The sequence below is a fragment of the Dyella sp. 2RAB6 genome (assembly GCF_052115385.1).
Classification (GTDB): Bacteria; Pseudomonadota; Gammaproteobacteria; order Xanthomonadales; family Rhodanobacteraceae; genus Dyella_D.
Genome location: NZ_JBFRGP010000019.1, coordinates 1 through 24,030, shown reverse-complemented (window position 1 = coordinate 24,030; position 24,030 = coordinate 1). Strand labels below are relative to the sequence as shown.

Genomic DNA, 24,030 nt, shown 5'->3' with positions numbered 1-24,030 from the left:
TGGCGGCGCACTGCATCCCGGTAGCGCCTGCACTGATTGCCGGTCGCCGTCCGTCCCCCGCATGCCCGCCCGGTCCTCCCCGCGCGGGCGCCATGTTTTCCCCCGTTCGCTCGAGGTATCGAATGAATTTCCACGAGTACCAGGCCAAAGAACTGTTCGCGAAGTACGGCATCGCCGTGCCCCCGGGCAAGGTCGCCAACTCTCCCGATGCCGCTGTCGACGCCGCCAAGCACCTTGGTGGTTCGCAGTGGATGGTCAAAGCCCAGATCCACGCAGGCGGCCGCGGCAAGGCCGGCGGCGTGAAGTTCTGCAGGAGCCTCGATGACGTGCGCGCAGCAGCCAAGGGCATGCTGGGCACCAGCATGGAGACCTATCAGTCCGCCGGCCGTGCGCTGCCGGTGAACCTGGTGCTGGTCACCGACGCCACCAACATCGCCAAGGAGCTGTACCTGTCGATCCTGGTGGACCGCGACACCAAGTCCGTCTCGTTCATCGCCTCCAAGCACGGCGGCGTGGACATCGAGCAGGTCGCCAAGGACACCCCGGAAGACATCCACACCATCGTGGTGGACTTCGTCGAAGGCCTGCAGCCGTACCAGTGCCGCCAGCTCGGCTTCGCCATGGACCTCAACGCCAAGCAGGTCGGCCAGCTGACCAAGATCATGCTGGGCCTGTACCAGCTGTTCAACGACAAGGACCTGGCCCTGGTCGAGCTGAACCCGCTGGCCATCCTCGAGGACGGCAACCTCGCCGCGCTCGACGGCAAGGTCAACTCCGACGACAACGCCGAATTCCGCCACGCCGACCTGGCCGCCATGCGCGACCTGAGCCAGGAAGACGCGGCCGAGGCGGCTGCCGTGCAGCACAACCTCAACTACGTGACCATGGACGGCACCATCGGCTGCATGGTCAACGGCGCAGGCTTGGCCATGGCCACCATGGACGTGATCAAGCTGGCGGGCGGCGAGCCGGCCAACTTCCTCGACGTCGGCGGCGGTGCCACCAAGGAGCGCGTGACCGAGGCGTTCAAGCTGATCACCTCCTCCGACAAGGTGAAGGCCATCCTGGTCAACATCTTCGGCGGCATCGTTCGTTGCGACATGATCGCCGAAGGCATCATCGCGGCCGTGAAGGAAGTGGGCCTGAAGATCCCCGTGGTGGTGCGCCTGCAGGGCACCAACGTGGAGCTGGGCCGCGAGCTGCTGGCCAATTCCGGCCTGGCGATCACGCCGGCCGACGATCTCAACGACGCGGCGCAGAAAGCCGTGGCCGCCGCGAAGTGAGGAGCAATCGAGCATGAGCGTTCTCGTCAACAAGAACACCAAGGTGATCGTGCAGGGCTTCACCGGCCAGCAGGGCACCTTCCACGCCCAGCAGGCGCTGGACTACGGCACCAAGGTCGTCGGCGGCGTCACCCCGGGCAAGGGCGGCAGCGAGCACATCGGCCTGCCGGTCTTCAACAGCGTGGCCGAAGCGGTCGACGACACCGGCGCCGACGCGTCGGTGATCTTCGTGCCGCCGCCGTTCGCAGCGGACTCGATCCTCGAGGCGATCGACGCGGGCATCAAGATCATCGTGGCGATCACCGAGGGCATCCCGGTGCTGGACATGCTGCGCGTGAAGAACGTGCTGGCGCAGCATCCGGAAACCGTGCTGATCGGGCCGAACTGCCCCGGCATCATCACCCCGGGCGAGTGCAAGATCGGCATCATGCCGGGCCACATCCACCAGCCGGGCAAGGTCGGCATCGTGTCGCGCTCCGGCACGCTCACCTATGAAGCCGTGTTCCAGACCACCAACGAAGGCCTGGGCCAGTCCACCTGCATCGGCATCGGCGGCGACCCGATCAACGGCCTGAGCTTCATCGACTGCCTGAAGCTGTTCCAGGACGACCCGCAGACCGAAGGCATCATCATGGTCGGCGAGATCGGCGGCAGCGCCGAGGAAGACGCCGCCGAGTTCATCGGCGAGTACGTGACCAAGCCGGTGGTGTCCTTCATCGCCGGCGCTTCGGCTCCGGCCGGCAAGCGCATGGGCCACGCCGGCGCGATCATCTCCGGCGGCAAGGGCACGGCGGCGGCGAAGTTCGCCGCGCTGGAGAAGGCGGGCGTCACCACGGTGAAGTCCCCGGCCGACCTGGGCAAGACCCTGGCGGGCCTGCTCAAGAAGTAAGCTTTCCGGCCTGCCGGAAGTCCCGAAGAAGGCCGCGGCGACCCCGCGGCCTTTTTTGTTTTTGCGGCGGCCCGACGCGGCAGGATTTGACTAAACGTTTGGTTCGGGTCTACACATAGCACCGCGCAAGCCCGGGGTGACCGCATCGCCCGGACAGCACACGCATCGCTCACGAACCTCAGGGGATTCGCCATGAAGCGTTGGCAGCAGCTGTGTTCCGCCTTGATCCTTGCCGGGACCGCCTCCGCGGTACCCGCCGCCATCTACAGCAACGGCACCGCGACGGCGACTTTCACCGTCTCGCTTACGTTGCAGGCCAATTGCACCATCACCGCCAATCCGCTCGCCTTCGGCAGCACCGGCGTGCTGACCGCGGCCATCAACCAGCAGACCACGGTCGCAGTGACCTGCACCAACACCACGCCCTACAACGTGGGCATGGATGCGGGCGGAGTCGCCGGGTCCACGGTCGGCACGCGGCTCATGTCCGGTATCACCGTAGGCAATACCGGCACCGTGAATTTCCAGCTCTACCAGGATTCCGGCCACAGCACGGTGTGGGGCAATACGCAGGGCACGGATACCGCCTCGGGCACGGGCACCGGCTCGGCACAGTCGATCAACGTCTACGGCCAGGTGCCAAGCCAGCCCACGCCGCGCGCCGACTCCTACCAGTCCACCGTCACCGCCACGGTCTATTTCTGAGGCCATGCGGCGCCTGACAGCGGCCGCGCTGGCGATCGGGGCCGCGTTGGCGGCGCAGGCCTCGTCGCTGCAGATTTCGCCGGTGATGGTGGAACTGCTGCCCGGCCAGAGCGCCTCGGCGATGATGCTGCGCAACCCCGGCAAGGATCCGATCTACGGCCAGGTGCGCGTGTTCCGCTGGGACCAGGCCCCCGACGACGACCGGCTGGAACCCAGCGAGGACCTGGTGGCCAGCCCGCCGCTGATCCGCATCGAGCCGCAGGGCGAGCAACTGGTGCGGCTGGTGCGCCGGGACGGCTCCGCCGTGGCGCAGGAGCGCAACTATCGAGTGCTGGTCGACGAGGTGCCCAATCTCGACGCGGCGCCCGGCAACGGCGTCAATATCCGCCTGCGTTATTCCGTGCCGGTGTTCCTGGAGCCGGCCGGCCCGCCGGCGACGCCGCGGTTGAGCTGGGAACTGCGCCGCGACGGCGCGCAATGGCAACTGCGGGTGAGCAACAGCGGCGGGCGCCGCGCCCAGCTCGCCTCGGTGCAGGTGGTCGGCGCCGACGGCGTGGCGCAGCAGATCAATCCGGGCTTGCTCGGCTATGTACTTGCGGGAAGGACGCGGCAATGGACGATCGCGCTGGACGACAAGCTGGCGGCGCATGCGCCGCTGAAGCTGCGCGCCAACCTCAACGCCCAGCCCATCGAGACCGAGCTGAGCATCGCCGCGCGGCCATGACGGATGGACCCGGCGCGCTGCCCCGATGGAACGGCGCGAACGGATGAACGGCGAGCCGGCGTGCGCCGCTGTCTCCTGTGCTGCGCATTGGCCGTCGCGCTGCCGGCGCACGGCGACGACCTGCCCGTGCCGGCCGCGCTGGACATGGCGCAACCGCAGGAGGTCTTCCTCGACGTGAGCCTCAACGGCCAGCCCAGCGGACGCATCCTGCGCTTCCGCGCCACCGGCGAGCGCCTCGCCTGCGATGCCGCCGAACTGGCCTCGCTGGGGCTGGATCCGGTGCGGCTGGGCAAGTCCGGCGAGGTGCGGCTGGACGATGTACCCGGCCTGTCCTACCACTACGATGCCGCCACGCAGCGGGTGGAGCTGACCGCCGCCGACAGCCTGCGCCTGGCCTTCGTCGCCGACGCACGGCAGCTTGCGCGCACGGCGCCGGCGCAGAGCGGGCGCGGCCTGGTGCTCAACTACGACGCCTACGTGCAGAGCGGCAACGGCGCGCGCCTGGCGCTGTGGTCGGAGCTGCGCTACTTCGCGCCATCGGGCGTGTTCGACCACACCGGCACCTATTACGACGGCGACGGCCAGCACCGCTACGTGCGTTACGACACCGCATGGACCCGCTCCGATCCCACCACCACCAGCGTGCTGCAGGTCGGCGACAGCATCACCTCGGCGCTGAACTGGTCGCGCCCGGTGCGCTTCGCCGGCGTGCAATGGCGCAGCGATTTCAGCCTGCGGCCGGACCTGATCACCTTCCCGCTGCCCGCGCTCGGCGGCTCTGCCGCGGTGCCGTCGGCGGTGGACCTGTACGTCAACAACGTGCGGCGTGCCAGCGTGGATGTGCCGAGCGGACCGTTCGTGCTGAACCAGGCGCCGGGCATCAGCGGCGCCGGCCAGGCCACCCTGGTGACGCGCGATGCGCTGGGGCGCACGGTGACTACCGCGCTGCCGCTGTACATCGACGCGCGCATGCTGGCCGCGGGCCTGGACAGCTACGGCGTGGAAGCCGGCTTCGTGCGGCGGCGCTATGGACTGGCCTCGTTCGACTATGCGTCGCATCCGTCCGCCAGCGGCTCGTGGCGGCATGGCGTGAACGATGCGCTGACCTTCGAAGTGCATGGCGAAGCGACCGCCGGCCTGGCCAACGCGGGCGGCGGCGCGCTGGTGCGGCTCGGCCAGGCCGGCGTGCTGAGCGGTTCGCTGGCGTTGAGCGGCGGCAGCGACAGCGGACGCCAGACCAGCATCGGTTATCAATGGATTCGCCCCGACCTCGCGCTCGATGCGGAACTGACCCAGCGCACGCCCGGCTACGCCGACCTCGCCACCCGCGAAGGCTCGCCCGCGCCGCGCCGGTTGGCGCGGCTGACCGTATCGGTGCCGTTCGCGCAAGGCCAGAACCTCGCGCTCAGCTATATCGCGCTGCGCGCGCCGGGTTCGCCGCCGTCGCGCATCGGCGCGCTGACCTGGATCTGGTCGGTGACGCATTGGGCCTCGCTCAACCTCAGCGCGTATCGCGACTTCGCGCGGCCGTCGTCGAGCGGCGCCTTCCTCAGCCTGAATCTGGCGCTGGACGGACGCATCACCGCCAGCGCGCTCGGCGGCAGCCAGGGCGGCCAGCCGTATCGCAACCTGCAGGCGTTGCGCCCGGCCGACTACAGCGGCGGCTGGGGCTGGGGCGTGCAGGACGGGCGCAGCGGCGATCTGCGTTTCCGCCAGGCGCAGCTGCAATACCTCGGCAGCGCCGGCCAGCTCACCGCGCTGGTGCAGGACACCGCTGGCCACCGCCCCGCCTCGCTGGATGCCTATGGCGCGCTGGTGTGGATGGACGGCAGCCTGCAGCCGGCGCGGCGCATCTACGACGGCTTCGCGCTGGTCTCCACCGACGGCGTACCGGACGTGCCGGTGCTGCACGAGAACCGCCCGATCGGCCGCACCGACCAGGGCGGCCATCTGCTGGTGCCCGATCTCAACGCCTACCAGGCCAACCGGCTGGCGATCGACAGCCTGTCGCTGCCGGCCGATACACAGGTGGATGCGGTGAGCCAGGACGTGGTGCCGCAAGCGCGTTCGGGCGTGCTCGCGCACTTCCCGCTGTCGCGCTACGCGGCCGCTTCGATCGTGCTGGTCGACCAGGCCGGCCAGCCGTTGCCGGCCGGCACGCGGGTGCATCACGCGGAAAGCGGCATGGACACCGTGGTGGGCTACGACGGCCTCACCTTCGTCAGCGGCCTGCGCGAACGCAACCGGCTGGAACTGCAAGGCGAGGGCTGGGATTGCAGCGTGGCGTTCGACTACCGCCGCCCGGCGGACGGTTCGCTGCCGCGCATCGGGCCGCTGGCTTGCGCCAAACGCACGGAGCCGGCGCGATGATGCGCGTCCTCGCCCTGTTGCTGCTCGGCTGCCTGCTGCTCGGCTGCGGCACGCTGCGCGCGCAGACCTGCACCGCCGCGCCGAGCAATCTGGACTTCGGCAACGTCAACCCGATCAGCGGTGCGGCGGTGGCGCACAGCGGCACCATCAATGTCAGCTGCAACTGGGGCCTGATCTCGCTGGCGCCGAACGCGCTGGTCTGCCTCAACCTCAGCACGACCACCACGCGCGCGATGGCCAACGGCGCCAACACCATCCAGTACGGCCTGTTCCAGGATGCAGGCAACACCCAGATCTGGGGCTCCACCGTCAGCGGCAATACGCCGATCTCGGTGACCATCGCCAAGCCGCTGCTCGGCACTACGGCCGGTGCGACCGTGAACTACTACGGGCAGATCACCGCCGGCCAGACCACCATCCCCACCACCGGCAATGCCAGCACGGTGTACAGCCAGAGCTTCAACGCGCAGACCGTGCTGGCCTACGGCTATTACCTGCTGGTCGCGCCGACCTGCGCCTCGCTCAGCTCCGCCGGGAGCTTTCCGTTCACGGTCAGCGCCACGGTGACCAACAACTGCAATATCAGCGCGACCAACCTCAGCTTCGGCACCGCCGGCGTGATCGGTGCGGGCATCAATGCGGCGAGCAGCTTGAGCGTCACCTGCACCAACAGCGATGCCTGGCGCATTTCGCTCAACGGCGGCGGCAGCGGCAACGTGGCCGCGCGCGTGATGCAGCGGACAGGCGGAGGGGGTGCGGTCAACTACCAGCTATACACCGACAGCGCACGCACCCTGGCCTGGGGCGACGGCACCGGCGGCACCACGCGTGCGACCGGCACCGGCTCCGGCCTGGCCCAGGCCGTCTCGATATACGGGCGCGTGCCGCCGCAGACGACGCCGCAGCCGGGCAGCTACGGCGATACGGTGATGGCGACGATCGAGTTCTAGAACACCACTTCCCAGCGCGCGGGCGCCAGGCGGTGCGTCGAGGAGGGCGGACGCTTGCTGTCGTCCGCTTGCACCCGATACGGCGAAGCCAGGGCGCAATTCACCACCGGTGGCGCGGGCTCCCGCTCGCCGCGTTCGATACGGCAGCTTTCCTTGATGGTGAGGCTGACTTCGAGCGTGGCGGATTCGGTGGCGGCAAGGCTGGCGGGCGGCAAGAGCAGCAAGGCGAGCAGAAAGAACGGACGGTGCATGCGCTGAGAGAGGTGAATGGGGCTTCCCTATTTCATCGGCGGAGCCGCGCCGTTCTTTAAGTCCCGGCCGTTCTTTAAGTGCCGTCGCGCTGGCGCAGTTGCTTGGCGGCGGTGGCGAGCAGGGCGGCGGTGAGGCGTTCCAGCGTGGCCGAGCGCACCGACCAGTGCTGCCAGTACAGCGGCACGTCCAGCCAGCGCCCGGCTGCGATGGGTTGCACGATGCCCTCGCGCAGCGGCTTGTGCAGCATCGATTCCGGCGCCATGCACCAGCCCAGATCCAGCGCGGCGGCGTCGACGAAGCCGGTGGAGGAGGGCAGGTAGTGGGTGGGCGGGGCCAGGCGGGCGCGGGTGATCTTGCGGATAAAGCGCCGCTGCAGTGCATCCTTGCGGTTGAACACCACCATCGGCGCGCCGCCGAGCGCGGCCGCGTCCAGGCCAGCGGCGAAGTGGCGCGCCACGAACGCCGGCGAGGCGATCGGCAGGTAGCGCATGGCGCCCAGCGGCCGCGCGGTGCAGCCCTGCACCGGATGCGCGTCGGCGGTGATCGCACCGAGCACGCTGCCGTCGCGCAGCAGGTCCAGCGAGTGGTCCTGGTCCTCCACCCGCACGTCGAACAGCAGGCCCTGGCGCTGGTGCAGCGTAGCGAGTGCGCCGAGGAACCAGGTGGCCAGCGAATCGGCATTGACCGCGATCGCCAGCGTGGTCGGCGCCTGGTCCGCCGCGCGTTCCACCGCGAAGGCCTGCAGCGTTTCCGCTTCCAGCAACTGCATCTGCTGCACGCTGCGCAGCAGGTGCTCGCCGGCCGCGGTGGCGCGGCAGGGCGTCTGGCGCAGGATCAGCACCTGGCCGAGCCGGTCCTCCAGCGCCTTGATGCGCTGGGACACCGCCGACGGCGTCACCGACAAGCGCCGCGCGGCGCCCTCGAAGCTGCCTTCGCCGAGCACGGCGGCGAAGGCGGCGAGCTGGGGGTTGAGCAGGGTCATGGCGGGGCTCCCGTAATGAAGCAAATCTAATTCAGGATAAGTTGATTTAGTTTTACTGAAATGGGGTCGTGCCGCATCCTGGATGGACTCAGTCCTCAAGCGTGAATCCTTCTCCCTCCGGGAGAAGGTGGCGGCAGCCGGATGAGGGTTCGGCCGGAGTGGAGCGCCTCGCTCCGCCCGCACCCTCACCCCAACCCCTCTCCCGGAGGGAGAGGGGCTTACGTCGCGGCCAGCCACGCGCTTTCCATCATCGAAATTCAACGGATAACCCCATGCAGACCTCCGCTTACCTCGCGGGCCTCGCCGCCGGCGCGGGCCTGATCATCGCCATCGGCGCGCAGAACGCTTTCGTGCTGCGCCAGGGCCTGCAGCGCCGGCACGTCGGGCCGGTGGTGCTGGTGTGCATCGTGGCCGACGCCGCGCTGATCCTGCTCGGCGTGGCGGGCATGGGCCTGCTGGTGAAGCAGATGCCCGCGCTGCTGCAGGTGCTGCGCTATGCCGGCGCAGCCTTCCTGCTCGCCTATGGCGCATTGGCATTGCGCCGCGCCTGGAACGGTGAGAGCGGGCTGCAGCCCACGGCAGACGGCTCCGCCGGCCGCCGCCGCGCACTGCTGGCCTGCCTGGCATTCACCCTGCTCAATCCGCACGTGTATCTCGACACCGTGGTGCTGCTCGGCAGCCTGTCCACCCATTACGAAGGTGCGGGGCGCTGGTCGTTCGCGGGCGGCGCCTGCACGGCCAGCGTGCTGTGGTTCACCGCGCTGGGCTATGGCGCGCGCGCCTTGCTGCCGGTGTTCCGCAGTCCGCTCGCGTGGCGGGTGTTCGATGTGCTGGTCGCCGCTTTCATGTTCGTGCTGGCGGTGCTGTTGCTGACGCAGCCGCTGGGCTGATCCGCGCCGGCGGGGAGGGGCTGCGAGTATCATCGGCGGCCCATTCCCCGTGGATTTCCAGGCATGACCACCCTGCGCCTCGCCCTAGCCCAGTTCGACTTTCCGGTGGGGGCGGTCGCCGCCAACGCGGCCCGCGTCGGTGACCTGCTGGCGCAGGCGCGCGACGGCGGGGCAGACCTGGTGGTGTATCCCGAGCTGACCTTGAGCGGCTATCCGCCGGAAGACCTGCTGCTGCGCCCCAGCTTCCTGGCTGCCTGCGACAGCGAGCTGCACGCGCTGGCCGCCGCCACCAATGGCGTGGCCGCGCTGGTCGGCCATCCGCACAGCGAGGGCGAGGTGTACAACGCCGCCAGCCTGCTGCGCGCAGGGCGCGTGGAGCTGACCGCGCACAAGCAGGCGCTGCCGAACTACGGCGTGTTCGACGACAAGCGCTATTTCCGCCCCGGCCACGAAACCGCGGTGAGCACCATCGAAGGCGTGACCGTGGGCCTGCTGATCTGCGAGGACATCTGGCAGCCGGAGCCCGCCGCCCAGGCCGCGCGTGCCGGCGCCGAACTGATCGTGGTGATCAACGCCTCGCCATGGGACGGCGCCAAGCAGGCCGAACGCGAAGCGGTGCTGCGCGAGCGCGCGCAGGAAACCGGTTGCGCCATCGTCTATCTCAACCTGGTCGGCGGGCAGGACGAAGTGGTCTATGACGGCGGTTCGCTGCTGGTCAATGGCGACGGCAGCATCGCCGCGCGCGCGCCGGCCTTCACCGAGCTGCTGCTGTGGGCCGATTTCGACGCGCAGACGCGCACGCTGCGCACCGACGCCTGGCCCGAGCCGGCGGACGATGCGCCGGAAGCCACGCTGTACGCCGCGCTGGTGCGCGGCATCCGCGACTACATCGAGAAGAACGGTTTCGGCGGCGTGCTGCTGGGCCTGTCCGGCGGCATCGACTCCGCACTGACCCTGGCGCTGGCGGTCGACGCGCTCGGCCCGCAGCGCGTCACCGCGGTGATGATGCCGTCGCGCTACACCTCGCAGCTGTCGCTGGACGGTGCGCGTGCGCAGGCGGAGCAGCTCGGCGTCGAGTACCACATCATCTCGATCGAGCAGACCTTCCAGAGTTTTATCGAAGCGCTCACGCCCGCCTTCGCCGGCAAGCCGGCGGACCTCACCGAAGAGAACCTGCAATCGCGCACCCGCGGCGCGATGCTGATGGCGCTGAGCAACAAGCATGGCCGCCTGCTGCTGGCCACCGGCAACAAGAGCGAGATGGCGGTGGGCTACGCCACGCTGTACGGCGACATGTGCGGCGCGTATGCGCCGCTGAAAGATGTCTACAAGACGGTGGTGTACCGGCTGTCGCGCTGGCGCAATGCGCATGCGGAACGCTTCGGCGGCGGCGAGGTGATTCCGCCGGCGGTGATCGAGCGTCCGCCCTCGGCCGAGCTGCGCGACAACCAGACCGATCAGGATTCGCTGCCGCCGTACGACGAACTCGACGCCATCCTCGAGCGCTTTATCGAAGGCGAGCTGTCGCAGGCCGAGATCGCCGCGCAGGGTTTCCATTGCGACACCGTGCGCCGCGTGGTGCGGCTGGTGCTGGTCAACGAATTCAAGCGCAGGCAGTCGGCGCCGGGGCCGCGCGTGACCACGCGCGCATTCGGGCGCGAGCGTCGTTATCCGATTACATCCGGGTGGCGTTGAGTCATCAGCCCCTACTGATGTCACGTTTTTGCATGTAGCGCTTGACAGCGCAGGGCACTCTTTGGAACGATCCGCGGCCTTCCGAACCGGAGGTGCGCCATGATTGTCATCGCCTCAAGCAAGTCCGCCGTCGCCGCTGCCGCGCAGATCACTGCCTGCTGACGCCGTCCATCGGTTTTCCTCGCTGGACCGTTCACTAAGTCCGTTCTGACGGCCGCGTTCGCGGCCCCCGCATCCGTACCCGAGCCCTGCGGTTCGGGCGATCCGGCATGTCCTGTCGCTGCCCGCGCCGGGACGAGACTGAGTACCCCACACATGACAATGCATGACCGCACGGCCCTGGGCCGTGTCTCCGCTTACCTGCGCGCCCGCATCGCGCTGCAGCAGGGCAACCGTTGCCTGCAGCCGTTCCACGTCACGCTCGACGCGGCCAGTGCCGAACCCGGCTGGAACTACGCCACGCCGGTCGATGGGGCGGCGCCGAGCGCGAACGAACTGGCCACGCTGATCGACCTGTTCGACCGCAAGCAGCGCAAGCCGCGCCTGGAATACATCCACGAACTGGCGCCCGAAGTACTGCCGCGCCTGCTCGAAGCGGGCTTCTTCCGTGAGGAGCCGCTGGCCTTGATGACCTGCACGCGCGACAGCCTGGCCGCCGATGGCGACCTCGATGGCGTGGAGTGGCTGCTGGCCGAACGCGAGCACGAACTGCACGCGGCCGCCGAAGTGCAGAACGCGGCCTATGGCGTGCCGGCCACCTGTGAAGCCGACGTGGCACGGCTGGCCGGCGTGGTGGAACACGGCGGCGTGGTCGCCCTGGCCCGTTGCCGCGACAGCGGCGGCGCACTCGGCGCGGGCCTGTACTCGCCGCCGCTGGAAGGTGTCACCGAGATCGCGGCGATCGGTGTGCGCGAGGATGCGCGCGGCCGCGGCATCGGCGGCGCGGTGACCGCGCTGCTGGCGGAGCATGCCTTCGTGCAGGGCGTAAGCCTGCCGTTCCTGATGACGGCGGCGGGCAACCAGGACCGCGTGTATGCGCGGGCCGGGTTCCATCGCTTCGGCGAGTTGATCGGTGTAACGCGGTGAACGGCCGCGCAAACGAAAACGCCACGGCGCGAGCCGTGGCGTTTTCGGATGCCGGGTTTGATCCTGCGGCTTAGTGGTGGCCGGAGAACGGCACGATCTTGCGCAGGGTGGACGGCGGGCGCGGCCACTTCTCGTCCGTCAGGTAGGGGTGGTCCGGGTAGTTCAGCGCCAGCACCTTGCGGGTCTGGTCGGCGAGCTGCGGACGCTCCAGGCCGATATAGCTGCGGGTGAGGATGGCCAGCGCGTCGCCGGTCTGCGGCGCCTGCTGGTAATGCTCGATCACGTACTGGGCGCGGTCGGCCGAGGCGATGAAGGCCTTGCGGCGCAGGTAGAACTCGGCCACGTTGATCTCGAACTGGGCCAGCACGTTGCGCAGGTAGATCATGCGCTGGCGGGCGTCGGACGAGTACGCGCTGTCCGGGAAGCGGCGGGTCAGCTCGGAGAAGTCGTCGAAGGCCTGCAGGTTGTAGCCCTGGTCGCGGCGGGCCTGGGTCTCGGTGCGCTGGAACACGCGCTCGATAAAGCCGCCGGTGCGATCGAAATTGATCAGGCCGCGCAGGTAATAGGCATAATCCACATGCTTGTGGGTCGGATACGTCTTGATGAAGCGGTTGACCGTGGAGTAAGCGTCGTCCGGCTGGTTGTCCTTGTACTGCGAATAGGCCAGATCAAGCTGGGCCTGTTCGTTGAAGTCGCCGGACGGAAAGCGCGCGATCAGTCGCTGATAGGCCTTGGTAGCCGCGGCATAGTCCGAATGAACCAGGGAGTCGTGCGCGGTGCTGTACAGCTTCTCCACCGGCATCGTGTCGATGGTCTCCTTCTTGCTCCGGAACATGGAGCACGCGCTCATCGTGGCGACGACGGCGAGCACCACTAGTACTTTGAAGACCTGCAGCTTGGTTACGCGCATGGGAAAGGGTTCAGATGTTTGATCGAAAAGGGATGATAGCCGAAACCACCGGATACCCGGGCGGCCGGCCATGACGACGATCCGCCATGAGGGCACGGTGCCATTGTCGGCAGCCGGGTGGCGCTTCGACCGGGCCTTGGCCGAGATGTTCCCGGACTACTCGCGATCCCGCCTGGCGGCGTGGATCAAGGCCGGCGCGGTGACCCTGGATGGCGCCGCGGCGCCGCCGCGCCAGCTGCTGCGGGGCGGCGAGCAGGTGCGGCTGGAGGTCGAGCTGGAGGCCGAGGTCGAGCTGGAGCCGGAAGATATCGCGCTGGAGGTGGTCCACCAGGACGAGCACCTGCTGGTGCTGAACAAGCCGGCCGGCCTGGTGGTCCACCCCGGCGCCGGCAACGCGGCCGGCACCTTGCTGAACGCCTTGCTGCACCACGACCCGGAGCTGGCCCTGCTGCCGCGCGGGGGCATCGTGCACCGCCTGGACAAGGACACCTCCGGCCTGATGGTGGTGGCCCGCTCGCTGCCGGCCCATACGGCCCTGGTCGAGATGCTGTCGCGCCACGACGTGGAGCGGCAATACGAGGCGGTGGTGATGGGCCGGCTGGTGGCCGGCGGCACGGTGGACGCGCCGATCGGCCGCCATATGGGCGACCGCCTGCGCCAGGCCGTGCGCGACGAGGAGGACGGCAAGCGCGCCGTCACCCACTACCGCCTGCGCGAACGCTTCCGCGCCCACGCCCTGCTGCAGTGCAGCCTGGAGACCGGCCGCACCCACCAGATCCGCGTGCATATGGCGCATATCGGCCATCCGCTGGTCGGCGACCCCTTGTACGGCGGCGGCCTGCGCCTGCCCAAGGGCGCTTCGCCGGAGCTGGTGGCGGCGCTGCGCGGCTTCCGCCGCCAGGCCCTGCATGCGGAGCGGCTGGCCTTCGTCCACCCGGTCAGCGGGGAGCAGCTGTCGTTCACGGTGCCGCGGCCGGCGGACCTGGATGCGCTGGTCGGCATCCTGCGCGCCGATGCGGCCCAGGCCGATCCTTACGATGACTACTGAGTCGCCGGGCTGGCTGCGCCCGGCGTGGCTGGCCCCGGCCGGGGTGCGGGCGGCGGTAAGCACCCGCGAGGTGCCCGGCGCGTCGGCCGCACCGTTCGACCGCTTCAACCTGGGCAGCCGCTGCGGCGACGCGCCTGAAGCGGTGGCGGCGAACCGCACGGCGGTGGCGCCGATGCTCGGACTGCCGGCGGCGCCGCGCTGGCTACGCCAGGTGCATGGCATCGCGGTAGCCGAGAGCGGCATGGAGGGTGAGCCGGAGGCGGATGCCGCGGTGACCCGCGTGCGCGGCGAGCCGCTGGCGATCCTCACCGCCGATTGCCTGCCGGTGCTGTTCTGCGCGGCGGATGGCGCGGAAGTCGCCGCCGCTCATGCCGGCTGGCGCGGTCTCGCCGCCGGCGTGCTGGAGTCGACGCTGCGCCATATGCGCACGCCGCCCGGCGCGGTGATGGCGTGGCTGGGGCCGTGCATTGGCGCGGCGTCCTATGAGGTCGGGGCGGAGGTGCGCGAGGCTTTCGTGGCGAGTGACGCGGGTGCCGAGGCCTGCTTCGTAGCGACGCGGCCTGGCCACTGGTTGTGCGATCTGGCTGGGCTGGCGCGGCGCCGACTGGAACGGGCCGGCGTTGCCGGCGTGTACGGTGGCGGTTTCGACACCTTGGCCGACCCTCGCTTCTATTCCTACCGCCGCGACGCGGCGCGCAGCGGCCGCTTCGCCACGTTGATCTGGCTGGCACCGACGTAAGGCGTAGGTTGGGGTGAGCCACAGGCGAACCCCAACGATGCGAGGCGCATGAAGGCCGTGATGTTGGGGTTCGCCTGCGGCTCACCCCAACCTACGTGGATCACTCGCGCAGCGCCTGCAGAAAGCTCCGCCGCCACGCCGTAATATCCTGCCGCTCCAGCACGTCCATCATCGCCCGCCAGCGCGCCTTGCGTTCCTCCAGCGGCATCGCCAGCGCGATTTCCAGCGCATCCGCCACCTCCTCGGTATCGGCCGGATTCACCAGCAAGGCCTCCGTCAGCTCCTGCGCCGCACCGGCAAAGCGCGACAGCACCAGCACGCCAGGGTCGTCCGGGTTCTGGCTCGCCACATATTCCTTCGCCACCAGGTTCATGCCATCGCGCATCGGCGTAACCAGGCCGACCTTGGCATTGCGGTAATACCCGCTCAGCACGCTGTGCGGGAACGACTTGTTGACGTAGCGGATCGGCACCCAGTCCGGCGCCGCATACATGCCGTTGATATGCCCGGCCTTGCGTTCGAGGTCGCGGCGGATCTGCCGGTACTCCGGCACCGTGCTGCGCGAGGGCGGCGCGATCTGCAGGAAGCTCACCCGGCGATGCCAGTTCGGTACGCGTTCGAGCAGGCGCGCATAGGCGTCGAAGCGCTGCGGCAGGCCCTTGGAATAGTCCAGCCGGTCCACGCCGATGATCAGCGCGCGGCCCTCCAGGCTGCTGCGCAGGTCCTCGATCGGGTCCAGTGCGCCGGCTTTCGCTGCCGCCTCGGCGACCTGGCGGGTATCGATGCCGATCGGGAACACCCCCGCGCGGAAACGCCGGTTGCCCAGGCGCAGGCGATGTCCGCCGCGCAGGCGCGCGCCGGTTTCGTGCACGAAATATTCCTCCAGCGCGCGCAGGTCGCGTGCGGTATGCAGGCCCACCAGGTCGTAGGCGGCCAGCGTTTCCAGCAGTTCGCGATGGCGCGGCAGCGCGATCAGCAGGCCCGCCGCCGGCAGCGGCGTATGCAGGAAGAAACCGATCCGGTTGCGCACGCCGCGCTCGCGCAGCATCGAGGCCAATGGGATCAGGTGGTAGTCGTTCACCCAGATCACGTCGTCCGGCTCGACCAGCGCGGCCAGCCGCTCGGCGAAGATGCCGTTGACGCGCAGATAGCCGTCCAGATGGCTGCGGTCGTAATCGACCAGGTCGGGCCGGTAATGCAGCAGCGGCCACAAGGTGCGGTTGGCGAAGCCGTCGTAGAACGGGTCGTGGTCGCCGCGCGACAGGTCGATGGTGGCGTAGTGCACCAGGCCGTCATACAGATGATGCACCGTGGCCGCGGTCTCGCCGGCCAGCTTGCCGCTCCAGCCGAACCACAGGCCGCCGGTCTCCTGCAGGGCCGCACGCATCGCCGAGGCGAGGCCGCCAGTGGCGGTCTGCTTAGGTAGCGCGACGCGGTTGGACACCACGATGAGGCGGCCGGTGCGTGACGGCACCACGCTCATAGCTCTTCCTCCCAGCGCCGCGACAAACGCATCGCGGTCTGCACCAGGCCCACCAGCGAATAGGTCTGCGGGAAGTTGCCCCAGTGCTCGCCGGTGCCTGGCGCGATGTCCTCCGACAACAGACCCAGCGGGTTGCGCTGTGCCAGCATGCGTTCGAACATCTGCCGCGCGCGGCGCTTGCGGCCGGTGGCGGCGAGCGCCTCGATATACCAGAAGGTGCAGATATTGAAGCTGGTCTCCGGCGTGCCGAAGTCGTCCGGCGCGATATAGCGGAACAGATAGTCGCCGCGGCCGAGCACCTTGCCGATCGCATCGACGGTGGCAATGAAGCGCGGATCGCGCCCGCGCACGAAGCCGATATCGGCCAGCAGCAGCAGGCTGGCATCCAGGTGCTCGCCGTCGTAGGCGTCGACGAAATGCCCCAGCCGTTCGTTCCAGACGCGCTTGGAAATACGCTCGTGCAGCGCCACCGCCTCGTCGTGCCAGTAGCGCGCGCGATCGCCCAGGCCCAGCTCGGTGGCGATATGCGCCAGGCGGTCGCAGGCGGCCCAGCACATCGCCGCCGAGTAGGTGTGCACGGCGGCGCGCCCGCGGAATTCCCACAGGCCGGCATCCGGTTCCTCGGCCATGCGCAGCGCCATCCGGCCCATGCTTTCCAGGCGCTGGAAGGTGCGCGCGTCGCCGCGGTTCTCCAGGCGCTGGTCGAAAAACAGCTGCGCCGAAGCCAATACCACCGAACCGTAGACATCGTTCTGGCGCTGCCGCCAGGCATCGTTGCCGATGCGCACCGGGCCCATGCCGCGATAGCCGGCCAGTCCTTCGGCCTCGCGTTCGGGCAATTCGCGTTCGAAGGTGATGCCGAACACCGGGCCGACTTCGTGGTCGCCTTCGGCCGAGACGATGTTGAACACGTAGCGGATGTACTCCTCCATGCTGCGCGTCGCGCCCAGGCGGTTGAGCGCGCGCACCACGAAGGCGGCGTCGCGCAGCCAGCAGTAGCGGTAGTCCCAGTTGCGGCTGGTGCTCGGCGCCTCGGGAATCGAGGTGGTCAGCGCGGCGATGATCGCGCCGGTGGCCTCGTACTGGCACAGCTTCAAGGTGATCGCGGCGCGGATCACCGGCTCCTGCCATTCGTAGGGAATCGACAGATAGCGCACCCAGTCGCGCCAGTAGGCGAGGGTGTATTCCAGCGAGCCGTGGATGAAATCCGCCGGGCTGGTGGCCAGCGTTTCATCGGGGCCGAACACCAGGTGGGCAGGCCGGTCCAGATGGAAGAACAGGCCGCGCTCGATCAGCGGCACCGCCACGTCGGTGGTCAGGCGCTGGGTCACGTCGCTGAGCAGGAAGCGCAGATGATTGCTGCCGGAGGTGGTCTCCGGCTGGCGCGCGCCGTAATCGCACAGCGGACGCAGCAGGATGCGGATGCGCGGATTGCCCTGGATCGGCCGGATGCGCCGGGCCAGCATCACCGGATGGTAGAAGCGGCCGCGCGTGCGGTGGCGTGGCGCGAAATCGGTGATCTCGATCGCGTTGTCGTGGCGGTCGTAGAGCCGGGTGACCAGCACCGCGGTGTTCGGCAGGTACTCCTGCTCGGCCCGCTCCAGGTGTTCCAGCTCGATGATCCAGTCGCCGCCCTCGCGCTGGGGCGAGAGCAGGGCGCAGAAGCTGGCGTCGCTGTCGAAGCGCGGCAGGCAGCACCAGACGATGCGTGCGAAGCCGTCGATCAGCGCGGCGATGCTGCCGTTGCCGATCACGCCCAGAGCCAGGGTCTGCGGGTTGGCTCGGGTGTCGCTATCGCCAGGTCCGGTGTCGTCGGACCTGGTGCGAGGTTCAGGCATTCCCTCCAAGGGCATGGGCATGGGGTTCAACTCCTTGCTTGAGCACGTTCAAGACACGTTGCAGCCAGGCCTGTGCCGACGACGGGCCTGGCAGGGTGTATTGGGCGAGCGTGGGTTCGCGTTCGCCGACGCGCACGCTGATCCCGTTCTCCAGATTGGTGGCGGCGAAGCCGTGCTCGTCGGTGAGGTCGTCGCCCAGGTACACCGGCAGGCGGCCGGCGAACGGCGCGCGTTCCAGCAGCTCGGTCACCGCCTTGCCCTTGTCCATGCCGGCCGGCTTCAGTTCCAGCACCAGGTTGCCGGCCTGCAGTTCGTAGCCGGGCAGGCCCGGCAGCAGCGCCTCCACGGCATCGCGCAGCGCTTCGTAATGAGCCGGCGCGGCGCGGCAATGCAGGGCCACGGCGAGATCCTTGTTTTCCACCAGCACGCCAGGATGCGCACGCGCGATCGACTCCGCCGCGTGCAGCACCAGCGTGCGGCGGCTGGCGCTGATGCGCGTCTCGCGCCGCTCGCCGTCGGCATGGCGCAACTGCAGGCCGTGCAGGCCGGCCATCGCCCACGGCGGCGAACCGAACAGCGCATCCAGCCCGATCAGGCTGCGCCCGCTGACCAGGGCCAGCGCGCCTTCGAGATGGGCGTAGAGTTCGGCCAATAGCGCGTACAGCTCGGGCTCGACACGCACGTCGTCGGGGCGCTCGGCGAACTCGAGCAGGGTGCCGTCGACGTCGAGAAACAAGGCCCAGCGGTCGTCGGTGCCGGGCAAGGGCGGCGCCGGAAGTGGCGTGATCGCGGACATGCGGGGGAAGGCAGGGGAAAAAGACATCAGGACGAGCCTAGCAGGGCGAATGTGAAGATCAGCTTTGGATAGGGCTGCGTGAATGGATTCCAAGGGCGCGAACGCGCTCTCAAGAAAGCCTGCTGAGCGAAACTTGAATCGCCCGGGTCGGGCCGCATCTCGTCGGGCAGTGAGCGGCCGCGGGGCCGCCGAAAATTTTCCTGGGGACACTCTATGCGGATGGACAAACTGACATCGCGCTTCCAGCAGGCGTTGGCCGACGCGCAATCCATGGCGGTCGGCCGCGACAACAACATGCTGGAGCCGGTGCACCTGATGGCCGCGCTGCTCGACCAGCAGGGCGGCACCACCGGGCCCCTGCTCACGCAGGCCCAGGTCAACGTGCCGACCTTGCGCCAGCGCGTGGCCGAGGCAGTGGAACGCCTGCCGCGCGTGAAAGGCGAGGAAGGCAATGTGCACGTGAGCAATGACCTCACGCGCCTGCTCAATCTCACCGACAAGCTCGCGCAGCAGCGCGGCGACCAGTTCATCGCCAGCGAGCTGTTCGTGCTCGCGGCGCTGGACGACAAGGGCGATCTCGGCGCGGCGCTCAAAGCCGCGGGCGCCAACAAAGCCAACCTGGAACAGGCGATCGACAAGATTCGCGGAGGCGAAAAGGTGCAGAGCGAGAACGCCGAGGACCAGCGCCTGGCGCTGGAAAAATATTGCGTGGACCTCACCTCGCGCGCGGAGAGCGGCAAGCTCGATCCGGTGATCGGCCGCGACGAGGAGATCCGCCGCACCATCCAGGTGCTGCAGCGCCGGACCAAGAACAACCCGGTGCTGATCGGCGAGCCCGGCGTGGGCAAGACCGCGATCGTCGAAGGCCTGGCCCAGCGCATCGTCAAGGGCGAAGTGCCCGAGGGCCTGCGCGACCGCCGCGTGCTGTCGCTGGACATGGGCGCGCTGATCGCCGGCGCCAAGTTCCGCGGCGAGTTCGAGGAACGCCTGAAGGCGGTGCTCAACGACCTGTCCAAGCAGGAAGGGCGGGTGATCCTGTTTATCGACGAGCTGCACACCATGGTCGGCGCCGGCAAGGCCGATGGCGCGATGGACGCCGGCAACATGCTCAAGCCGGCGCTGGCGCGCGGCGAGCTGCACTGCATCGGCGCCACCACCCTGGACGAGTACCGCAGGTACATCGAGAAGGACGCGGCGCTGGAGCGCCGCTTCCAGAAGGTATTCGTGGGCGAGCCCACTGTGGAGGACACCATCGCCATCCTGCGCGGCCTGAAAGAACGCTACGCGGTGCACCACGGCGTGGAGATCACCGACCCCGCCGTCGTCGCCGCCGCCACGCTGTCGAACCGCTACATCACCGACCGCCAGCTGCCGGACAAGGCGATCGACCTGATGGACGAAGCGGCCAGCCGCATCCGCATGGAGATCGATTCCAAGCCGGAGGAGCTGGACCGCCTGGAACGGCGCCTGATCCAGCTGAAGATCCAGCGCGAAATGCTGCGCAAGGAAACCGACGACGCGTCGAAGAAGCGGCTGGCCGATCTGGAAAGCGATATCGAAAAACTCGAACGCGAGTTCTCCGACCTCGACGAAGTATGGAAGTCGGAGAAGGCGCTGCTGCAGGGCGCGACCAAGATCAAGGAGCAGATCGAGCAGGCCCGCGTGCAACTGGACGCCGCGCAGCGCCGCCAGGACTACGCCAGGATGAGCGAGCTGCAGTACGGCCGCCTGCCGGAACTGGAAAAGCAGCTCGCCGCCGCGCAGGCCGCCGAGAAGCACGAGTTCAAGCTGGTGCAGGACCGCGTCACCGAGGAGGAGATCGCCGAGGTGGTGTCGCGCTGGACCGGCATCCCGGTCAGCAAGATGCTGGAAGGCGAGCGCGAGAAACTGCTGCATATGGAAGACGCGCTGCATAAGCGCGTGGTCGGCCAGGACGAAGCCGTGCGCGCCGTGTCCGACGCGATCCGCCGCGCCCGCGCCGGGCTGTCCGATCCGAACCGCCCGTATGGTTCCTTCCTGTTCCTCGGTCCCACCGGCGTCGGCAAGACCGAGCTGTGCAAGGCGCTGGCGGAATTCCTGTTCGACACGCAGGACGCGATGGTGCGCATCGACATGAGCGAGTTCATGGAGAAGCACTCCGTGAGCCGCCTGATCGGCGCACCGCCGGGTTATGTGGGTTATGAGGAAGGCGGTTATCTCACCGAGGCGGTGCGCCGCCGCCCGTACAGCGTGATCCTGCTGGACGAGGTGGAGAAGGCGCATCCGGATGTCTTCAACATCCTGCTGCAGGTGCTGGACGACGGCCGCCTCACCGATGGCCAGGGCCGCACGGTGGATTTCCGCAATACCGTGATCGTGATGACTTCCAACCTGGGCTCGCAGCTGATCCAGGAGCAGGCCGGCGATTCGGAAGCCGAGTACCTGCAGATGAAGGCCTCGGTGCTCGGCGTGGTGCAGGCGCACTTCCGCCCGGAATTCATCAACCGCCTGGACGAGCTGGTGGTGTTCCGTCCACTGGAGAAGAAGCAGATCCGCAAGATCGCGCTGATCCAGCTGATCTATCTGGAGAAGCGCCTGGCCGAACGCCAGCTGCGCCTGGAGATCGGCGAGAAGGCGCTGGACCTGCTGGGCGATGTGGGCTTCGACCCGGTGTATGGCGCGCGGCCGCTCAAGCGCGCGATCCAGCAGCAGCTGGAGAATCCGCTGGCGAGAGAGATCCTGGAGGGGCGCTTTGCCGCGGGGGATACCATCGAAGTGGACGCGGAAGGCGGGCGGCTGGTGTTTCGCAAGCAGTAAAAGAAAGGCGCCTGACCAGGCGCCTTTTCTTCGTCGTAGGTTGGGGTGAGCCGCAGGCGAACCCCAACATTCGCCACCGTCACAGGCATCGCATCGTTGGGGTTCGCCGGTGGCTCACCCCAACCTGCGCGGGTGCTATCGCGGCTCGCTCTGGCTCGGCAGGCCGTTCTCCATATGCCCGGCCAGCCGCCGCCAGAAACCACCCAGCTCCGCCGCCGTCAGATTGAGGTCGTACCAGTTGGCGTTGCCATCCAGCGCCCAGGTGTCGGTAACCGTCGCTCCGGCGCCGAGCGAATAAATACGCACGTCGCCATCCACATAAGCGTTGCTGACGGTAACCGTGCATACCGCCCCGCCGTTGTTGGTCAAGGTCAGGCGCAGTCGATTGCCTGTAGCGTCATAAGCCGCCGTAACTTCCGGCGCCGCTCCCATCCCCGTCGCCACGCTGCCGCGATACTGCCGCAGGAAACCATTCGGCCCATGCGCCTCCAGGTCGTACACGCCCTGGGTATACCGCGCCGCACTCCAGTAGTCGGAAAGCTGCTTGCCCGCTTCCACCGTATAGCGCCACGGTCCATCGCTGCGATTGGCCGCATACACCTGGAACACCGCGCCGGCGGCGCCATCGTTGTGGAAGTCGATCCAGTAACGCCCCGCCGCCGCATCCACCCGTCCATCCGCACGCAAGGTATACGGCAGCGCACGCGCGGGCCGCGTGCCGGCTTCCTGCGCGGGCATCGCCTGCACCGAGGGAATGCTCGGCGCCGGCAGGCTCTTGCACTGCTGGTCCGCCGCGGCGGTATAGCCGGTGGTCGACGGCAGGCTGGGCCAGTCGGCGTTGCTGCCGCTGAAATCGAAGGCGCTGAGCAGGTCGCCGCACACCGCGCGGCGCCATGCGCTGATATTCGGCTCCATCACGCCGAAGCGCTGCTCCAGGAAGCGCAACACCGAGGTGTGGTCGAACACCTGCGAACACACCCAGCCGCCGCGCGTCCACGGCGACACCACGATCAGCGGCACGCGGAAGCCCAGGCCGATCGGCTGGCCGTTGCTGATCTCGCCGGTCACGCTGACGGTGGACAGGCCATCGTTGGACGAAGCCGGCGGTGTCGGCGGCGGCACGTGGTCGAAGAAGCCGCCGTTCTCGTCGTAGTTGAGGATGAACGCGGTCTTGGCCCACACCGCCGGATTGGCGGCGAGCGCGGCGAGCAGGCGCGCGCTCAGGTCTTCGCCGTAGGCCGGCTTGAAGCTGGCATGTTCGGAGAGGAAGTCGGCGGCGACGATCCACGACACCTGCGGCAGCGTGTCGTTGGCCACGTCCTGGGCGAACGCGGCCACCATGTCGGGCATGGTCGCCATGCCTTTGTCGTGCAGCGGCGTGCCGGCCTTGGCCTGCTTGAAGCTCTTGAACCAGGCCAGCGCGTTGTCGTCGAAGTTGTTGCTCTCCTGGTAGACCTTCCAGCTCACGCCGGCCTTTTCCAGCCGCTCGGCATAGGTGGTCCAGGTAAAGCCGGCACTCGGCTCGGTGTTGTCCAGCACCGCCGACTGGCCGACCGACAGGCCGTTGCTGCCGGTCATCGCATGCAGGCGGTTGGGGTTGGTCTGGGTGAGCGTGGCGGCGAAGTAGTGGTCGCAGATGGTGAAGGCGTCGGCCAGCGCGTAGTAGAACGGCAGGTCGGGGCGCTCGAAATGGCCCATGCCCAGGCCTGCCGCGCGCGCGGTGTTCCACGCGTCGAACTTGCCCTTGTTGAAGATCGCGGTGTCCACCGGGTAGTTCATCGCCGGTGCACTGGCGCAGATCGCGCTGGTGGTCGCGGTGTTCATGCGGAACGGTTGCAGATAGCCGTCCGTATTGCCGGTATACGGCTGCTGCCACACGTTGCGCGCGCCGCCGGGCAGCGGCGCGGGCACCCGGTCGCCGAAGCCGCGCACGCCGCGCAGGCCGCCGTAGTAGTGGTCGAAGGAGCGGTTCTCCTGCATGAAGATCACCACGTGCTTGACGTCGGTGAGGTTGCCGGTGCCGATGGTGGCCGGGGCGGCCAGCGCCTGGCGCAGGGTTTCGGGGAGCAGGGATACGGCGGCGAGGCCGCCGGCGGAGGCTGCGGTCATTTGCAGGAATCTGCGTCGCTTGGTGTCGATCTCGCTCATGGGGGTCGCTCGGTCGCCGCCTGTCGCGGGCGGTGCCTAGCTAAGCGCAAGGGTGTTGCAGCTCTTTGCCATCCGTGCGTCAGTGGGGCGACACGGGGTGGACTCGCGGTGAAGGCGGTCTAGCTCTTCTTCCGCGGGGAGAGGGCTGGGGGCCGCTTCACCACGTCCTCTCATCGTCCCGGGGCGGGCAGGGATCCACCTTGCTCGTCATTCCGGCGTAGGCCGGACGAGCGCGTAGCGCGAAGAACGCCCGCAGGGCGGCCCCGAAGGGGTGAGCGAAGCGAATCATCCAGTAGCGGTGGCGCTCGATGTTGTGCTGTCGCATCTGGGTCTCGCCTTCGGCGAGTGTTTCGCCCCGCTGCCGCGGGGCGACTTACTTTCTCTTGCTTGCCCACCCCCCGAGGGGGCCTAGAGAGAAAGCTAAGCAAAGAGAAGGGCACCCTGCT

General features: G+C 68.5%; 19 protein-coding genes. 12 read left to right on the top strand and 7 right to left on the bottom strand.

Annotated features, from left to right (window positions below; translation table 11 throughout):
- Positions 1-122 precede the first annotated feature (122 nt).
- From sucC to AB4083_RS19350, 6 genes are all read left to right on the top strand, one after another.
- Positions 123-1,283 carry an ADP-forming succinate--CoA ligase subunit beta gene (sucC, locus tag AB4083_RS19375; RefSeq protein WP_441610121.1) on the top strand — a complete coding sequence of 387 codons (1,161 nt, stop codon included), beginning with the start codon at positions 123-125 and terminating at the stop codon, positions 1,281-1,283.
- 13 nt (positions 1,284-1,296) lie between these two features.
- Positions 1,297-2,172, top strand: coding sequence for a succinate--CoA ligase subunit alpha (sucD, locus tag AB4083_RS19370; RefSeq protein WP_441610119.1), 876 nt, complete (start codon positions 1,297-1,299; stop codon positions 2,170-2,172).
- 192 nt (positions 2,173-2,364) lie between these two features.
- Entirely contained in the window at positions 2,365-2,877 is a 513-nt protein-coding gene (locus tag AB4083_RS19365) for a Csu type fimbrial protein (RefSeq protein WP_441610117.1), read from the top strand.
- Between the two features lie 4 nt (positions 2,878-2,881).
- Complete coding sequence (locus AB4083_RS19360; RefSeq protein ID WP_441610115.1) at positions 2,882-3,601, top strand: fimbrial biogenesis chaperone; 720 nt, start codon at positions 2,882-2,884, stop codon at positions 3,599-3,601.
- Positions 3,602-3,661: 60 nt separating this feature from the next.
- Positions 3,662-5,971 (top strand): fimbria/pilus outer membrane usher protein, encoded by a 2,310-nt coding sequence (locus tag AB4083_RS19355; RefSeq protein WP_441610113.1) that lies wholly within the window; start codon positions 3,662-3,664, stop codon positions 5,969-5,971.
- Positions 5,968-6,921 (top strand): Csu type fimbrial protein, encoded by a 954-nt coding sequence (locus tag AB4083_RS19350; RefSeq protein WP_441610111.1) that lies wholly within the window; start codon positions 5,968-5,970, stop codon positions 6,919-6,921. Before AB4083_RS19355 ends, AB4083_RS19350 begins: the two co-directional genes overlap by 4 nt.
- On the opposite strand, the gene AB4083_RS19345 is transcribed toward AB4083_RS19350, so the two are convergent.
- Both AB4083_RS19345 and AB4083_RS19340 read right to left on the bottom strand, forming a co-directional pair.
- Positions 6,918-7,172 carry a hypothetical protein gene (locus AB4083_RS19345; protein ID WP_441610109.1) on the bottom strand — a complete coding sequence of 85 codons (255 nt, stop codon included), beginning with the start codon at positions 7,170-7,172 and terminating at the stop codon, positions 6,918-6,920. The genes AB4083_RS19350 and AB4083_RS19345 overlap by 4 nt on opposite strands.
- Before the next feature lie 74 nt (positions 7,173-7,246).
- Positions 7,247-8,155: a LysR family transcriptional regulator ArgP gene (locus tag AB4083_RS19340; RefSeq protein WP_441610107.1), complete on the bottom strand. Its 909-nt coding sequence runs from the start codon at positions 8,153-8,155 to the stop codon at positions 7,247-7,249.
- Positions 8,156-8,427: 272 nt separating this feature from the next.
- On the opposite strand from AB4083_RS19340, the gene AB4083_RS19335 reads away from it, so the two are divergent.
- The 3 genes from AB4083_RS19335 (at position 8,428) to AB4083_RS19325 (ending at position 11,826) form a co-directional block, all read left to right on the top strand.
- Positions 8,428-9,045: a LysE/ArgO family amino acid transporter gene (locus AB4083_RS19335; RefSeq protein WP_441610105.1), complete on the top strand. Its 618-nt coding sequence runs from the start codon at positions 8,428-8,430 to the stop codon at positions 9,043-9,045.
- 63 nt (positions 9,046-9,108) lie between these two features.
- Positions 9,109-10,740 (top strand): NAD+ synthase, encoded by a 1,632-nt coding sequence (locus tag AB4083_RS19330; protein ID WP_441610103.1) that lies wholly within the window; start codon positions 9,109-9,111, stop codon positions 10,738-10,740.
- Positions 10,741-11,055: 315 nt separating this feature from the next.
- A complete protein-coding gene (locus AB4083_RS19325) occupies positions 11,056-11,826 on the top strand; it encodes a GNAT family N-acetyltransferase (RefSeq protein WP_441610101.1) in 771 nt (256 codons plus the stop codon).
- Positions 11,827-11,896: 70 nt separating this feature from the next.
- Here AB4083_RS19325 and AB4083_RS19320 read toward each other — a convergent pair whose 3' ends face one another.
- On the bottom strand, positions 11,897-12,736 hold the full coding sequence (locus AB4083_RS19320; protein WP_441610099.1) for an outer membrane protein assembly factor BamD: 840 nt from the start codon (positions 12,734-12,736) through the stop codon (positions 11,897-11,899).
- Between the two features lie 70 nt (positions 12,737-12,806).
- On the opposite strand from AB4083_RS19320, the gene rluD reads away from it, so the two are divergent.
- Positions 12,807-13,784 carry a 23S rRNA pseudouridine(1911/1915/1917) synthase RluD gene (gene rluD, locus AB4083_RS19315; protein ID WP_441610097.1) on the top strand — a complete coding sequence of 326 codons (978 nt, stop codon included), beginning with the start codon at positions 12,807-12,809 and terminating at the stop codon, positions 13,782-13,784.
- A complete protein-coding gene (gene pgeF, locus AB4083_RS19310; RefSeq protein ID WP_441610096.1) occupies positions 13,774-14,523 on the top strand; it encodes a peptidoglycan editing factor PgeF in 750 nt (249 codons plus the stop codon). Before rluD ends, pgeF begins: the two co-directional genes overlap by 11 nt.
- A 100-nt stretch (positions 14,524-14,623) precedes the next feature.
- Here the strand turns inward: pgeF and otsA are convergent, their stop codons facing one another.
- Genes otsA through otsB form a run of 3 tightly spaced genes read right to left on the bottom strand, consistent with a single transcriptional unit; the run spans position 14,624 to position 18,667 of the window.
- Complete coding sequence (gene otsA, locus AB4083_RS19305; RefSeq protein WP_441610094.1) at positions 14,624-16,006, bottom strand: alpha,alpha-trehalose-phosphate synthase (UDP-forming); 1,383 nt, start codon at positions 16,004-16,006, stop codon at positions 14,624-14,626.
- Entirely contained in the window at positions 16,003-17,844 is a 1,842-nt protein-coding gene (locus AB4083_RS19300; RefSeq protein ID WP_441610092.1) for a glycoside hydrolase family 15 protein, read from the bottom strand. Before AB4083_RS19300 ends, otsA begins: the two co-directional genes overlap by 4 nt.
- On the bottom strand, positions 17,837-18,667 hold the full coding sequence (otsB, locus tag AB4083_RS19295) for a trehalose-phosphatase (protein WP_441610090.1): 831 nt from the start codon (positions 18,665-18,667) through the stop codon (positions 17,837-17,839). The genes AB4083_RS19300 and otsB overlap by 8 nt, the downstream gene beginning before the upstream one ends.
- Before the next feature lie 186 nt (positions 18,668-18,853).
- Between otsB and clpB the strand changes: the two genes are divergently transcribed.
- Positions 18,854-21,436: an ATP-dependent chaperone ClpB gene (gene clpB, locus AB4083_RS19290; protein WP_441610088.1), complete on the top strand. Its 2,583-nt coding sequence runs from the start codon at positions 18,854-18,856 to the stop codon at positions 21,434-21,436.
- Between the two features lie 135 nt (positions 21,437-21,571).
- On the opposite strand, the gene AB4083_RS19285 is transcribed toward clpB, so the two are convergent.
- Positions 21,572-23,584 (bottom strand): phosphocholine-specific phospholipase C, encoded by a 2,013-nt coding sequence (locus AB4083_RS19285; RefSeq protein ID WP_441610086.1) that lies wholly within the window; start codon positions 23,582-23,584, stop codon positions 21,572-21,574.
- Between the last annotated feature and the right edge of the window lie 446 nt (positions 23,585-24,030).